The 14461-nt window shown below is 61.3% G+C and carries 13 protein-coding genes; 6 read left to right on the forward strand and 7 right to left on the reverse strand.

What is annotated here, in order from left to right:
- Positions 1-17: 17 nt before the first annotated feature.
- A complete protein-coding gene (locus ACWKV7_RS15385; RefSeq protein WP_483858559.1) occupies positions 18-2732 on the forward strand; it encodes a nitrate reductase in 2715 nt (904 codons plus the stop codon).
- A gap of 84 nt (positions 2733-2816) precedes the next feature.
- Positions 2817-3554: a uroporphyrinogen-III C-methyltransferase gene (gene cobA / locus ACWKV7_RS15390; protein ID WP_483858560.1), complete on the forward strand. Its 738-nt coding sequence runs from the start codon at positions 2817-2819 to the stop codon at positions 3552-3554.
- A 151-nt stretch (positions 3555-3705) separates the two neighbouring features.
- Here cobA and ACWKV7_RS15395 read toward each other — a convergent pair whose 3' ends face one another.
- From ACWKV7_RS15395 to ppsA, 7 genes are all read right to left on the reverse strand, one after another.
- A complete protein-coding gene (locus ACWKV7_RS15395; RefSeq protein ID WP_483858561.1) occupies positions 3706-4767 on the reverse strand; it encodes an OmpA family protein in 1062 nt (353 codons plus the stop codon).
- A gap of 105 nt (positions 4768-4872) precedes the next feature.
- A complete protein-coding gene (gene sigX, locus ACWKV7_RS15400) occupies positions 4873-5463 on the reverse strand; it encodes an RNA polymerase sigma factor SigX (RefSeq protein ID WP_483858562.1) in 591 nt (196 codons plus the stop codon).
- 91 nt (positions 5464-5554) lie between these two features.
- Positions 5555-6370, reverse strand: coding sequence for a mechanosensitive ion channel family protein (locus tag ACWKV7_RS15405; RefSeq protein ID WP_483858563.1), 816 nt, complete (start codon positions 6368-6370; stop codon positions 5555-5557).
- Positions 6371-6372: 2 nt separating this feature from the next.
- The gene (locus tag ACWKV7_RS15410; RefSeq protein WP_483858564.1) at positions 6373-6618 is read right to left on the reverse strand and encodes a CrfX protein; all 246 of its coding nucleotides are present in this window, start codon (positions 6616-6618) and stop codon (positions 6373-6375) included.
- Between the two features lie 131 nt (positions 6619-6749).
- Complete coding sequence (gene rraA, locus ACWKV7_RS15415) at positions 6750-7238, reverse strand: ribonuclease E activity regulator RraA (protein WP_483858565.1); 489 nt, start codon at positions 7236-7238, stop codon at positions 6750-6752.
- A gap of 119 nt (positions 7239-7357) precedes the next feature.
- Complete coding sequence (locus ACWKV7_RS15420) at positions 7358-8371, reverse strand: alpha/beta fold hydrolase (protein ID WP_483858566.1); 1014 nt, start codon at positions 8369-8371, stop codon at positions 7358-7360.
- 55 nt (positions 8372-8426) lie between these two features.
- Complete coding sequence (ppsA, locus tag ACWKV7_RS15425; protein ID WP_483858567.1) at positions 8427-10799, reverse strand: phosphoenolpyruvate synthase; 2373 nt, start codon at positions 10797-10799, stop codon at positions 8427-8429.
- Positions 10800-10961: 162 nt separating this feature from the next.
- On the opposite strand from ppsA, the gene ppsR reads away from it, so the two are divergent.
- The 4 genes from ppsR (at position 10962) to queD (ending at position 14325) form a co-directional block, all read left to right on the forward strand.
- On the forward strand, positions 10962-11780 hold the full coding sequence (gene ppsR / locus ACWKV7_RS15430; protein WP_483858568.1) for a posphoenolpyruvate synthetase regulatory kinase/phosphorylase PpsR: 819 nt from the start codon (positions 10962-10964) through the stop codon (positions 11778-11780).
- Between the two features lie 103 nt (positions 11781-11883).
- Positions 11884-12984 carry a patatin-like phospholipase domain-containing protein gene (locus ACWKV7_RS15435; protein ID WP_483858569.1) on the forward strand — a complete coding sequence of 367 codons (1101 nt, stop codon included), beginning with the start codon at positions 11884-11886 and terminating at the stop codon, positions 12982-12984.
- 29 nt (positions 12985-13013) lie between these two features.
- Positions 13014-13835, forward strand: a complete 822-nt coding sequence (locus ACWKV7_RS15440) for a hypothetical protein (RefSeq protein WP_483858570.1) — start codon at positions 13014-13016, stop codon at positions 13833-13835.
- Positions 13836-13968: 133 nt separating this feature from the next.
- Positions 13969-14325 (forward strand): 6-carboxytetrahydropterin synthase QueD, encoded by a 357-nt coding sequence (gene queD / locus ACWKV7_RS15445; protein WP_483858571.1) that lies wholly within the window; start codon positions 13969-13971, stop codon positions 14323-14325.
- Positions 14326-14461 lie beyond the last annotated feature (136 nt).

Consider the following 14461-nt stretch of genomic DNA (forward strand, 5'->3'; position numbering starts at 1 on the left):
ATTACGGAGTTGAGCGCATGTCCACCCCCCATCAAATCACCGCCTCCACCTGCTGCTACTGCGGCGTGGGCTGTGGCGTGCTGATCGAGCACGATGGTCAGCGCGTATCGAATGTGAGCGGCGACCCGGCCCACCCGGCCAATTTCGGCAAGCTGTGCAGCAAGGGGTCGACCCTGCACCTCACCGGCGACCTCGCCGCCCGGGCCCTGTTCCCCGAGTTGCGCCTGGGCAAGACCCTGGCCCGCTCGCGCACGGACTGGGACAGCGCCCTGGAGCATGCCGCCAATGAGTTCGCCGAAACCATTCGCGAGCACGGTCCCGACAGCGTGGCCTTCTACATCTCCGGCCAGTTGCTGACCGAGGACTACTACGCCTTCAACAAGCTCGCCCGCGCGCTGGTCGGCACCAACAACATCGACAGCAATTCGCGGCTGTGCATGTCCAGCGCGGTGGTCGGCTACAAACGCAGCCTCGGCGCCGATGCCCCGCCCTGCAACTACGAGGACATCGAACTTGCCGACTGCCTGCTGATCGCCGGCAGCAACATGGCCTACGCCCATCCGGTACTGTTCCGCCGGTTGGAAGAAGCGAAGGCCAGGCGCCCGGACATGAAAATCGTGGTGGTCGACCCACGACGTACCGACACCTGTGAGCTGGCCGACCTGCACCTGGCCATCCAGCCCGGCACCGACGTCGCCCTGTTCCACGGCATCCTGCACATCCTCATGTGGGAAGGCTGGATCGATCGCCGTTTCATCGACGCCCACACCCAGGGCTTCGACGAGCTGAAAAGCCTGGTACGCGACTACAGCCCAGCCATGGTTGCCGACCTGTGCGGCATCTCCATCGATGACCTGCAGGCCTGCGCCCGCCTGATCGGCAGCGCGCCGGCGTTCCTCTCGCTGTGGTGCATGGGCCTCAACCAGTCCAGTGCCGGCAGCGCCAAGAACAGCGCGCTGATCAACCTGCACCTGGCCACCGGGCAGATCGGTCGCCCCGGCGCCGGGCCCTTTTCCCTTACCGGCCAGCCGAACGCCATGGGTGGCCGCGAGACCGGCAGCCTGTCTAACTTGCTGCCCGGCCACCGCGACGCGGCCAACGCCGGGCATCGCGACGAGGTCGCCGCCTACTGGGGCGTCGACAAGCTGCCGGAGAAACCCGGCCTGACCGCCATCGAACTGTTCGAAGCGGTACGCGCCGGCAAGATCAAGGCGCTGTGGATTGCCTGCACCAATCCCGCGCAGTCGCTGCCGGACCAACAGCGAGTCCACGAAGCGCTCGCCACCTGTCCGTTCGTGGTGGTGCAGGAAGCCTTCTTCACCACCGAGACCTGCCGCTATGCCGACCTGCTGCTACCTGCCGCCAGCTGGGGCGAGAAGGAAGGCACGGTGACCAACTCGGAGCGGCGCATCAGCCATGTGCGCAGCGCCGTACCGGCTCCCGGCGAGGCACGGCCGGACTGGGCGATCACCTGCGACTTCGCCCGCCGCCTGGAACAGCGACTGCGACCTGAACAGCCAAGCCTGTTCGATTTCGCCGAGCCGCAATCGCTGTTCGAGGAATACAAGCACCTCACTGCCGGTCGCGATCTCGACCTGACCGGCATCGACTACTCACTGCTGGACGCCGAGGGGCCACAGCAATGGCCCTATCCCCTTGGCGCCGACAGCGGAACCACCCGTCTCTATACCGACGGGCGCTTTCCCACCGAAGACGGCCGCGCGCGCTTCGTCGCCGACGCCTACCGCGCGCCTCGGGAAAAACGCGAAGCGCGCTTCCCGCTGACCCTCAATACCGGCCGCCTGCGCGACCAGTGGCACGGCATGAGCCGCACCGGCACCGCCGCCCAGCTGTTCGGCCATGTCGAGGAAGCCGTGCTCAGCCTGCATCCGGACGAACTGCGCCGTCGCCGCCTGCTCGATGGGCAACTGGTACGGGTCAAAAGCCGCCGCGGCACCCTGGTCCTGCCGGTACAGAAGGACGAAAACGTGCGCCCGGGCCAGGCGTTCCTGCCGATGCACTGGGGCAATCGCTTCCTCAAAGGCCTGGGCAGCAACGTGCTGACCCAGCCGGCGTTCGATCCGCTGTCGAAGCAGCCCGAACTCAAGCAGGCCGGCATCGAAGTGGAAAAGGTCGAACTGCCCTGGCAGCTCTTCGCCCTTGTCGAAGGCGACGTGCAGAGTCGCTTCGAAGCTCTGCGTCCGCTTTGCGAGGGTTTCGACTATGCCAGCCTCGGCCTGGCCGGACGCGAGCGCCCCGCCCTGCTGATTCGCGCTGCCAGCGGCGAGGCGCCGCCAGCCGAACTACTGGCGCGGATCGACCGCCTGCTGGGCCTGGATGAAGGCCCGGTGTTGGCGTACGACGACCCGCGCAAAGCGGTCGGCAAGCGGGTGCGCATCGACGAGGGGCGCATCGTCGCCTTGCGTCTGGCCGGCGAAACCGCTGCCCGCGACTGGCTGCGCGAGCTCTGGCTCGACGGCGAAGCCGATGCCCAGCTGCGCCGCTGGCTGCTGGCACCGCTCAGCACCCCGCCGGGCAGCGCAAGCAAGAAGAGCGGCAAGACCCTGTGCAATTGCATGAATGTCGGCGAGGCGGCTGTCTGCGACGGCATCGCTCGCGGTCTCGACCTGAACGGCCTGAAACAAGAACTCGGTTGCGGCACCCAGTGCGGTTCCTGCGTCCCGGAAATCAAGCGCCTGCTGGCCCAGACCCCAGTGGCAGCCAGCGCATGAAAGTAGGGGCGAATTCAATCGCCTGACGAAGCCTTGCAAGGCGAATGAAATCGCCCCTACAGCAGTATCGAAGGAGAGTTGAAGATGAGCGGTAAAGTCTGGCTGGTAGGCGCGGGTCCCGGCGACCCGGAACTGCTGACACTGAAAGCGGTACGCGCCCTGAGCGAAGCCGAGGTGGTGCTGATCGACGACCTGGTCAATCCGGCCGTGCTGCAGCACTGCCCTGCCGCCCGCGTCATTCCCGTGGGCAAGCGCGGCGGCTGCCGCTCCACGCCGCAGGCCTTCATCCACCGCCTGATGCTGCGCTATGCACGCCAGGGCAAATGCGTGGCGCGTCTGAAAGGCGGCGACCCCTGCATCTTCGGCCGGGGTGGCGAGGAAGCCGAATGGCTGCGCGAGCGCGATGTCGAGGTCGAGCTGGTCAACGGCATCACCGCCGGCCTGGCCGGCGCCACCAACTGCGGCATCCCACTGACATTGCGCGGCATCAGCCGCGGCGTGACCCTGGTCACCGCCCACACCCAGGACGACAGCGCGCCAAACTGGCAGGCCCTGGCCCAAGGCGGCACCACGCTGGTGGTGTATATGGGAGTGGCCAAGCTCCACGAAATCCGCGACAGCCTGCTGCAGGGCGGCCTGCCCGCCAGCACCCCGGTGGCGATGATCGAGAACGCTTCCCTGCCGCAGCAACGGGAGTGCCGCAGCAATCTCGGCGACATGCAGCGCAGCGCCGCCGAGTTCCAATTGAAAAGCCCGGCGATCCTGGTGATCGGCGAGGTCGCCGCAACCGCTCAAGTCTTGCCCCTGGCTGAAAGCGCCTAACCGCTTCGCTCCTGCGGAGTAGTCCTTGCCCGGCCTCTTGGCCGGGCTTTTTTTGCGCTCGCCAAACAGCCGGCCTGCCCGCCCATGCTTTCTTCCCAGACAAAGAAAAACCCGGCCGGAGCCGGGTTTCTCTGTGAAGCGCCAGGCTTGATTACTTGGCTTGGGCTTCCACTTCCGCTTCTACGCGACGGTTCACGGCACGGCCGGCGTCGGTGGAGTTGTCCGCCACCGGACGGGACTCGCCATAGCCGACAGTGTCGACGCGCTCACCGGATACGCCGTACTGGTTGACCAGCACGTCACGCACCGCGTTGGCACGACGCTCGGACAGCTTCTGGTTGTAGGCGTCGGTACCGATGGCATCGGTGTGACCTTCGACCACGGTATTGGTCTGCGGGTACTGCTTCATGAAGTCGGCCAGATTCTTGATGTCGTCATAGCTTTCCGGCTTGACCACAGCCTTGTCGAAGTCGAACTTCACGTCCAGCTCGACACGCACCACTTCGGCGACATCCGGGCAACCATCGGCGTCCACGGTGACGTTCGGCTCGGTGCCGGGGCACTTGTCGTTTTGATCGCATACACCGTCATTGTCGCTATCGGTGCAGACTTCCGGCATCGGCTCGACCGGCTCGGCAGCGGCCACCTTGCGAGTGCTTCCGCCGAAGTTCATGCCGACGCCCACGCCTGCCATCCACTCGGTGTTTTCGGTATCCAGGCTGTGCATCACGTCAACGCCTGCTTTCACCAGCACGTTCTCGGAGATGTAGTACTTCAGGCCGGTACCCACCAGGGCGAAAGTGCTCTTGTCCTGGCCGTCGGTGTAGGTGTTGTCCAGTTGCTGATGGCCAAAACCGGCGGACACGTAAGGACGCAGGCTCTGTGCACCCGGCGTGCCGAAGTGGTAGACCGCTTCAAGCGTGCTCAGGTGGCCGTCGATGTCTTTGCGGCTGGTAGTGCCCGGGTAGTCGTCATCGGACTCGATGCTCTTGTACACACCATGCGACAGGTTCAGCGACACGTCGTCGGTCAGGTAGTAGCCGATGCTACCGCCGAACAAGTTGCCGTTGCTGACGTCACGATTGCTCTCGGTAAAGGAACGCTTGCCGAAAGCTTCCACCTCGACCGCGCCTTGACCTTGGGCCAACGCGCCGAAAGAGGTGGCGGCAACTAAGGAACCAACGACAACGCCTAAGGTGTTTTTCAGTTTCATCCGTAAATCCCCATCAATGGTGAAATAACTGTGTTGGACAATCCAGGCATAACTTAGCGACAAGTCCACCCGAGCTTGTTCGTTCCTCTGAGGCCCCGACCCAACTTAAGTTTCGGCAGCCCCGGAAAATTTCTCACGTAAACGGTCCAATGCGCGTTTGTAGCGCATTTTAGTCGCGCTCAATCCCATATGCATGATGTCCGCAATTTCCTGGAACTCCAGTTCTGCCACAAAGCGTAGCACCAGGATTTCCCGGTCGATTGGATTCACATGCACCAGCCAGCGGTCCAGGCCGCCGCGCTCCTCCAATTTCGGCGCTTTTTCTTCCGAAGCCTCTTCCAATGGGTCCAGACTTAACGCATCCAGCAAACGGCGCTTGCGGCGCTCCTTGCGATACTGAGTAATGCACTCATTGTAAGTAATGCTGTAAAGCCACGTCTTGAATTTCGACTTGCCTTCGAAGTTCTTCAGACCATAGAGAACTTTGAGCATAACCTCTTGACAGACATCATCAGCGTCCCGTTCGTTCCCGAGATACCGAGCGCACACATTAAATAGCGTGCGCTGGTAACGGCGCATCAGCTCTTCATATGCACGAGTGATATGAAACAACTCGGCATGCGCACGCTCCACCAGCTCCTCGTCGGTGAGCTCATGGGGATCGTAACGCGTGGGTAGCGATTGGGTTTTGTTCAAAACGAGTCGGGCCGACAAAGAGGTCAATAGCCGCCGATGCCCAAGACCTCAGGCTTCTTCCATGGCGGCATACATTAGCAGAATTGCACGCTCAGCGGCTGCTTACCCGTTGTTCGAGCAATGTGCGATTGGCCACCGAGACCAACTCGCCCTCCTCCGTCAGCAGGATGGTTTTGACCGTGCCGATTTCTTCGATCTGCCCCTGCAGATCGCCGACCTGGATCTCTTGCCCGACCTCGTACAGTTCGCGCACATAGATGCCGGCGAGAATCTGCCCGGCCACCTCACGGCTACCCAGGCCAAGCGCCAGCGCGGCCGCCAGGCCGACAGAAATCAGGACAATGGCAATGACGTTGTTGAGCAGGTCGGTCTTGATTTCCAGCTGACCGATCGCCAGGGAAATGCTGATGATGATCACCAGCCCCTGAGCGATGCGCCCCAGCCCATTGGCGTAGTCCAGCCCCACGCCTTCGGCGGCGCCGCGCACCAAACCGTTCACCAACTGGGCCAGCAACACGCCGACCAGCAGCACGAGGGCGGCACCCAGGACCTTCGGCAAGTACAGCACGAAGACGTCCAGCGTCGCGGAAACCCGGCCCAGGCCAAGCGAATCGGCCGCTGTGACGAGGAAGATCAGCAGCACGAACCAATAGAAGATCTTGCCGATCAGCACCGAAACCGGTGCATGGATACCGGCCCGGCTCAGCAGCTTGGTCAAGCCGGCGCCGCTCATCAGACGATCGAGGCCCACCTTGGCCAGCAGCTTCGACAACAGGGTATCGAGCAACTTGGCCACCACGAAGCCGAGCAGCACCACGATCAAGGCACCGAACAGGCGCGGAATGAACCCAGCAATAGGGGTCCAGACGTTGGCCATCGCTTCTACCAGACCTTGAGTAAATTCCATGCTTAATCAGCCTTATCAAGAGGACGATTGGAAGATTTCAAACGGGATACCGGGGCGACGTGAGACGAGCCGTTGTTGATGCCGATCATCAACGCCTCAAACCAATGGCCCATCAGGCTGAACAGATCGCCTGCACCCACTTGCCGGTTGGCCGCCTTCAGCACACGCCCCAGACAGGCTTCGTCGTCATGGGCAGACGCCGGGCCCTTCATCAGGTCACGCAGGGATTCTTCGAACGGATCGTGCATACGAACCTCGTGGGATGTGTCGCCTAGACGTATCGTGCCGGAACCAAGTCACATCGGCAGTCGGGCAGCGGACGCCGAAAAACGCAACCGGCAGCCCCGTAAGCCGGCTGTTTTCGAGCGGCCCAATGCCTTCAGGCTGGCATCTGCAACGCTTTCGGCGAAACGATGATGCCGTTGTTGTCGGCATAGACGTATTCGCCCGGGCGGAAGGTGACGCCGCCGAAAGTCACCGGGACATTCAGATCACCGATACCGCGCTTGTCGGTCTTCATGGGGTGACTGGCCAGTGCCTGCACACCCAGCTCGGTCTGCGCGATCACATCCACGTCGCGAACGCACCCATAGATCACCAGGCCTTCCCAGCCGTTCTTCGCGGCCTTTTCGGCCAGCATGTCGCCGAGTAGCGCGCGGCGCAGCGAGCCCCCGCCATCGACCACCATGACCTTGCCCTCGCCGGGCTGCTCGACCTGATCCTTGACCAGCGAATTGTCCTCGAAGCACTTGATGGTCACGATCTCGCCACCGAAGGAGTCGCGCCCGCCAAAATTGCTGAACATCGGTTCGACCACCTGCACCAGATCAGGGTAGGCATCGCACAGATCGGGAGTGACGTATTGCATGAAGGAACTCCTGTGAAGAGAAGACGAAGAAGGTCGGCTAGCACCGCACGCTTCGGCGCGCATGCAAAGAACAGCAGGAAGCAATGACCGCGACGAAAAAATGGGTCATATCTTAGCCGCTAAGCCGCACCGGAGGAATGCCCTGGGACGCTGGCGAGCCGCCCCGTCTCGGCAACCCCTTGCGGCAGACGACCTTCGCGCAACCAATACTCAACCAGCGGCCACACCTCGCGCTGGGCAGCCTTGCTGATGAGCATCTCCACGTGACCGTAGTCGCTGGAAAAGCCCTGCTCTTCGGCAAGGCAAAGAAATTCGCGGGTTGGCGATCCGAACTGCTCCAGCAATTTGCGACAGGCCCACGCGGGATCCTGATGGTCCCCTTGGGCACCCACTGCCAACACCGGCACATCCACCTCGCTCAAACCAGCCCACCAATCACGCTCGGCATCGCCAAAACGACCGAACAGTCCGTGCCAACGCAGGCTTTCCAATACCAGCCCCATCGGCTCGTCCTCCGGCCCGCGACGCAATCGCTGCCCGGGTACCGCCTGGAAGCGCCCTAGCAACAGGCGACTGCCCCACTCCAGGGGCGGAAACTTCAGCGGCCAATAGACACGGCTGACCTGGCTGCCAAAGAGGGCTACCGAGGCCGCGGACGCTGCGTCCAGATAGTGCCCCCCCAAGGCCGCCGCCAGGATGATTCCACCCAGTGAGTGGCCGATCCAGTGCGGAGCTTGCCCACTCTGCTCGCGCACGAAGCCGGCTATCGCCGGCAGGTCATAGCGTACGTAGTCGGCAACTCGGTTGTGCCGATAGCTTCGATTGCGCGGCGACAACCCATGCCCCCGCATCTCGGCGATCCACACGTCGAAGCCGGCGCGCGCCAGGAACGGGCCAAGCCCGATACCCTTCGGCGAGTACCAGAAGCGCCGATTGGAGAAACTGCCGTGCAGCAGGATGACCGGCACACCTCGGCTTTCGCCATGGCAGGCCATACCCAGGCGGGTCAGCGCCAACTCGACGCTCGAGTCGGGACTGTTGCCGGGTTTGAGCCGGTAGACGTCTTCGCTGAGATCGCCACGGAATTCGGCGCTGATCAGCGCCACCGGAAATAGATCGCTACTGCTTTGCATATACTTCTTGCACAAAAAAGGGCGGGACTCGCCCGCCCTTCTGAAGGTTTAGAACTCAGGCCTGCTGGCCCTCGGCAAGGAAGAACCAGGTATCCAGTACGGAGTCGGGGTTAAGGGACACACTCTCGATGCCCTGCTCCATCAGCCACTTGGCCAGGTCCGGATGATCCGACGGGCCCTGACCACAGATGCCGATGTACTTGCCGGCCTTGTTGCACGCCTGGATGGCATTGGCCAAGAGCTTCTTCACTGCCGGGTTACGCTCGTCGAACAGGTGGGCGACGATGCCGGAGTCGCGATCAAGACCGAGCGTCAGCTGGGTCAGGTCGTTGGAGCCGATGGAGAAGCCATCGAAATACTCGAGGAATTCTTCGGCGAGGATCGCGTTGGACGGCAGCTCGCACATCATGATGACACGCAGGCCGTTCTCACCGCGGGCCAGACCATTGCTGGCGAGCAGTTCGACCACTTGGCTGGCCTCGCCCAGGGTACGCACGAACGGCACCATGATCTCGACGTTGGTCAGGCCCATTTCGTTGCGCACCTTCTTCAGTGCGCGGCATTCCAGCTCGAAGCAGTCGCGGAAGGATTCGCTGATGTAGCGCGAAGCCCCCCGGAAGCCGAGCATCGGATTCTCTTCTTCCGGCTCGTAAAGCTTACCGCCGATGAGGTTGGCGTATTCGTTGGACTTGAAGTCCGACAGGCGCACGATGACCTTTTTCGGCCAGAACGCCGCAGCAAGCGTACTGATGCCCTCGACCAGCTTCTCGACATAGAAGCCGACCGGATCGTCGTAGCCGGCAATGCGCTTTTCCACGCTGTCCTTGATTTCCGCGGGCAGGCTGGTGAAGTTCAGTAGCGCCTTGGGGTGCACGCCGATCATGCGGTTGATGATGAACTCGAGTCGAGCCAGGCCAACACCTTCGTTGGGCAACTGCGCGAAATCGAAAGCACGATCAGGGTTGCCGACGTTCATCATGATCTTGAACGGCAGCTCCGGCATCGCGTCCACGGAGTTCTTGCGAATGTCGAAGCCCAGCTGGCCTTCGAAGATGAAACCGGTATCGCCTTCGGCACAGGAGACGGTAACCCCCTGGCCGTCCTGCAGCACATGAGTGGCATTGCCGCAACCGACCACCGCCGGTATGCCGAGCTCACGCGCGATGATCGCGGCATGGCAGGTCCGCCCGCCGCGATTGGTGACGATGGCGCTGGCACGCTTCATGATCGGCTCCCAATCGGGATCGGTCATGTCGGAAACCAGCACATCGCCGGGCTGAACCTTGTCCATTTCGGCGATGTCGTGGATTACCTTGACCGGGCCCGCCCCGATGCGTTGCCCGATGGCACGACCTTCCACCAGCACCTTGCCCTTTTCCTTCAGCAGGTAGCGTTCCATCACCGTCGCGCTGGCACGGCTTTTCACTGTCTCCGGACGCGCCTGGACGATGTAGAGCTTGCCGTCGTCGCCATCTTTGGCCCATTCGATGTCCATCGGGCGACCGTAGTGCTTCTCGATGATCAGCGCCTGCTTGGCCAACTCGCTGACTTCGGCATCGCTGATGCAGAAACGAGCGCGATCGGCACGATCGACCTCGACAGTCTTCACCGACTTGCCGGCCTTCGCCTCGTCGCCATAAACCATCTTGATGGCCTTGCTGCCTAGGTTGCGGCGCAGGATGGCCGGCCGGCCAGCCATCAGCGTCTGCTTGTGCACATAGAATTCATCGGGATTCACTGCCCCCTGCACGACCGTTTCGCCCAGGCCATAGGCGCCGGTAATGAAGACCACGTCACGGAAGCCGGATTCGGTATCCAGGGTGAACAGCACGCCAGCGGTGCCTGTTTCCGAGCGCACCATGCGCTGCACACCCGCGGACAACGCCACCAGTTTGTGGTCGAAGCCCTGATGGACGCGATAGGCGATAGCGCGATCGTTGAACAGCGAGGCAAAAACCTCCTTCGCGGCGCGAATCACATTGTCCACGCCCCGGATATTGAGGAAGGTCTCCTGCTGGCCAGCAAAGGAAGCATCCGGCAGATCCTCGGCGGTTGCCGAAGAGCGCACGGCCACGGCCATGTTGTCGTTCCCACCGGCCATATCCGCGAATGCCTTGCGGATATCGGCATCGAGCTGGGTAGGAAAGTCGGCCTCCATGACCCACTGGCGGATCTGCGCGCCGGTCTTGGCCAACGCATTGACGTCATCCACATCCAATGCATCGAGGGCCGCGTGGATGCGCTCGTTCAAACCGCTCTGCTCGAGGAAATCCCGGTAGGCCTGTGCGGTAGTGGCGAAGCCACCCGGTACGGAAACACCGGCGCCGGCGAGGTTGCTGATCATCTCGCCCAGCGAGGCGTTCTTGCCCCCTACGCGCTCAACATCATGATTGCCGAGCTTATCGAGGGAAACTACGTACTCAACCAAGGTGATCTCTCCACTAACTGTTGGAAAAGCTCATGCGGAACGGCTCCGCGTGACTGTGGCCTGGCCCGGGAAAATAAGTAACAATGCCTGCCGGCAGGGGCCCAACTGAGGCGGGCCTATGATAGCCAACAATCGTTCTTATCTTGAAGGCCTGCGGCGCAAATGAAACGAACCGCTTTTTTCATCTCCGACGGTACCGGCATCACGGCTGAAACGCTAGGCCAGAGCCTGCTGGCGCAGTTCGAGAACATCGCCTTCACCAAACTCACGCGCCCCTACATCGATAGCGTGGAAAAGGCGCGCGCCATGGTACAGCAAATCAACAGTGCCGCTGAGCGCGACGGCGCCCGCCCGATCATCTTCGACACCATCGTCAACCAGGAAATCCGCGATACCCTTGCCGAATCCAACGGCTTCATGATCGACATCTTCTCCACATTCCTGGCGCCGCTCGAACACGAACTCACCTCCCACTCCTCGTATTCTGTCGGCAAGTCGCACTCGATCGGCCACAGCACCAATTACATGGAGCGCATCGAGGCAGTGAACTTCGCCCTCGAGAACGATGACGGTGCCCGAACCCATTATTACGACAAAGCCGACCTGATCCTGATCGGCGTTTCTCGTTGCGGCAAGACACCAACATGCCTGTATATGGCCATGCAGTACGGCATTCGCGCGGCGAATTACCCACTGACCGAAGAAGATATGGAACGCCTGCAACTGCCGGCCGCGCTGAAACCCTACAAGAACAAACTGTTCGGCCTGACCATCGACCCCGACCGGTTGACCGCAATCCGTCATGAGCGCAAGCCGAACAGCCGCTATGCCAGTTTTGCCCAGTGCGAATTCGAAGTCAGGGAAGTTGAGAACCTGCTGCGCAGGGAAAACATTCCCTTCATCAATTCCACCCATTTCTCGGTGGAAGAAATATCCGCCAAGATCCTGGTTGAAAAAGGCGTCGAACGTCGCCTCAAGTAAGCCAGGCCTACTTGGGCCAAGCATCCATTATTCACGCAGTGAAGCCGCTTGGTCTGACGACCTCCGCCCCTATAATCGCTGCCTCGCATGATGGAGGCCATGAATGAGCGCTATTCACATCCCCTTCCCTGCCCTGACCCTGAGAGCAGGCACGCGGGCCCTCACTCGCATTCGTAATCAGGGGCTGAGCCCGGCCGACGTCGGTATTTTGCCTGGGGCGGCCGGCGGGCCCAAAGCATTGGGGATTCAAGGCCTGGACCTGGCGCTCTTTGGCGACTGGTTGCCCAGGTCGCCACGGGAGCGCTCGCTGATCGGCGCATCCATCGGCTCCTGGCGTTATGCCAGCGTCTGCCTGCCAGACCCCGTCAAGGGGCTGCAGCGCCTTGGAGAACTCTATACCGCACAGCGCTACGCCAAAGGCGTAACCATGGCCGAGGTGACCCATAGTTGCCGGCAAATGCTTCATGACCTGCTGGCCGGCGAGGATGCCAGCGTTCTCGGCAACCCTCATTACCGCCTTAACATCGTGGTGGTGAAGAGCCATGGCCTGCTCGCCCATGACAGCCGGAGGACCCTTGGCTTGGGCCTGACGTCGGTGATTGGCAGCAACCTGCTTGGCAGACCGCGACTGGCCAAGCATTTCGAGCGGCTGATTCTTCATGACTCACGCCAACTCCCCCCTCTGGCCCCACTCACCGACTTTCCTTCGCGCTACCTGGCGCTCGACAGCAACAATCTGCGCCATGCCCTACTCGCCTCCGGAGCGATTCCCATGGTGATGCAGGGTGTTCGCGATCTTCCAGGCGCCGGGCCGGGCACTTACCGCGATGGAGGGCTATTGGACTATCATCTGGACCTGCCCTATCACGGCGATGACGTGGTGCTCTATCCGCACTTCACCGACAAGGTGATTCCCGGCTGGTTCGACAAGGGTCTGCCATGGCGCCGAGGCTGTGCCAAACGCCTGCAAGATGTCCTGCTTGTATCCCCCTCACGGGAGTACCTGGCCAGGCTACCCCATGGCAAGCTGCCCGACCGCAAGGACTTTCAGCGTTATATCTCCGATGATGCTGGTCGCGAGCGCTACTGGCGTAAAGCGATGCAGGAAAGCCAGCGCCTCGGTGACGAATTCCTCGAGCTGGCTGATAGCGGACGCCTGGTGGAGCGACCAGCCCCCTTGGACTTGAAGCCTCGCTGGCGCTAGGCTCGTTGTAACTCTGCGCGGAATGGCTTATGAAACTCGCGGTGGCGATCATCCATGGCATAGGCACGCAGCCAGACCTGCGCGATACCGAAGGGCAATACCACTACGCACAGGGGCTCCTTAAAGGGCTGCGCAAGCGTTTGGGCGATGACGCCAGCCACATCGCCTTCCGCAGCCTCTACTGGGCCAGCGTCTTGGACCAGCGCGAACTGGGCTATCTCGATAGGCTCGATCGCGAGCCAATTCGCTGGCGCAAACTGCGCCGATTGCTGACCCTGTTTCTCGGAGATGCCAGCGGCTACCGCAAAGTCAGCGAGGCCTATGACACCGCCTATGAGCAGGTGCACCAGAGCTTGCGCCATGGCTTCAACGCATTGCGTGCGGAGGTGGATTCCCACACCCCGCTAGTGGTCCTGGCTCATTCCTTAGGCGGCCACGTGTTTTCCAATTACGTGTGGGACCAGCAAAAACTCAATGCGACGCCCAGTTGCCCGCGAGACCCCTTCATTGCCATGGAAACCCTCGCCGGATTGATAACATTCGGCTGCAACATTCCCCTGTTTACCTTCGCCTATGACCAGATCATCCCGATTCGTTTTCCCGGCTATTGTCTGAACGACGCCATGCGTCAAAGGGCTCGTTGGTTGAACTTCTACGCCCCAGCCGACCCACTGGGCTACCCGCTGCGCCCCATACCGGCCTATGCAGAAATAGTCGCCGAAGACCGCGCTGCCGCCGTAGGACCATGGCCCAGAAAACACACCCCATTGAGCCATATGGAATATTGGAACGACAGAGGTTTTCAGAAGTACGTAGCCGACTATTTAAGAGAACTGGTGGTAGGCGGGTAGCATTCGCCAGCCCAAGAACACTGGCACCACCCAGGGCTGACTCGAAAGTCAAACTGCTCGCCGCTTCCAGAGCTGATAAACTGCGTCCAGCCTTGACCGCCAGGGCGGTCGTTCCTGAGATGAGCGTAACAGCGTGGAATTATTCAAAGAGTTCATATTCGAAGCAGCGCACCGACTTCCCCACGTACCCGCCGGCCACAAGTGCGGTCGCCTCCACGGGCACTCCTTCCGTGTCGCAATCTATATCGAAGGCGAAGTTGATCCTTATACTGGATGGATTCGGGACTTTGCCGAAATAAAGGCGATTTTCAAGCCGCTCTACGAGCAGTTGGACCATAACTACCTGAATGACATTCCAGGCTTGGAAAACCCTACCAGCGAAGTCCTGGCCAAGTGGATCTGGAACGAACTGAAGCCGCTACTTCCAGAACTGTCGCGAATCAGAATTCACGAAACCTGTACAAGCGGCTGCGAATATCGCGGCGATTAACCGATAAAGATTTCATCTCCAAGAGACGGAAACTGATTGGTTTATCTTTTATTGAATCACCCCGGGTTTCGTGGAGGCTGTTTCGTTTAAGTCAGGCCGCCATGGCCTGACCTGCTTGTTGCCGGTGGAAGTTTGC

This window comes from Zestomonas ipomoeae, assembly GCF_057128665.1.

What these genes read in the sequence shown, in the direction of transcription:
- ACWKV7_RS15385 (WP_483858559.1), top strand. Translation starts at nt 18, where the DNA reads ATGTCCACCCCCCATCAAATCACCGCCTCCACCTGCTGCTACTGCGGC.
- cobA (WP_483858560.1), top strand. Translation starts at nt 2,817, where the DNA reads ATGAGCGGTAAAGTCTGGCTGGTAGGCGCGGGTCCCGGCGACCCGGAA.
- ACWKV7_RS15395 (WP_483858561.1), bottom strand. Translation starts at nt 4,767, where the DNA reads ATGAAACTGAAAAACACCTTAGGCGTTGTCGTTGGTTCCTTAGTTGCC.
- ACWKV7_RS15405 (WP_483858563.1), bottom strand. Translation starts at nt 6,370, where the DNA reads ATGGAATTTACTCAAGGTCTGGTAGAAGCGATGGCCAACGTCTGGACC.
- ACWKV7_RS15410 (WP_483858564.1), bottom strand. Translation starts at nt 6,618, where the DNA reads ATGCACGATCCGTTCGAAGAATCCCTGCGTGACCTGATGAAGGGCCCG.
- rraA (WP_483858565.1), bottom strand. Translation starts at nt 7,238, where the DNA reads ATGCAATACGTCACTCCCGATCTGTGCGATGCCTACCCTGATCTGGTG.
- ACWKV7_RS15420 (WP_483858566.1), bottom strand. Translation starts at nt 8,371, where the DNA reads ATGCAAAGCAGTAGCGATCTATTTCCGGTGGCGCTGATCAGCGCCGAA.
- ppsR (WP_483858568.1), top strand. Translation starts at nt 10,962, where the DNA reads ATGAAACGAACCGCTTTTTTCATCTCCGACGGTACCGGCATCACGGCT.
- ACWKV7_RS15435 (WP_483858569.1), top strand. Translation starts at nt 11,884, where the DNA reads ATGAGCGCTATTCACATCCCCTTCCCTGCCCTGACCCTGAGAGCAGGC.
- ACWKV7_RS15440 (WP_483858570.1), top strand. Translation starts at nt 13,014, where the DNA reads ATGAAACTCGCGGTGGCGATCATCCATGGCATAGGCACGCAGCCAGAC.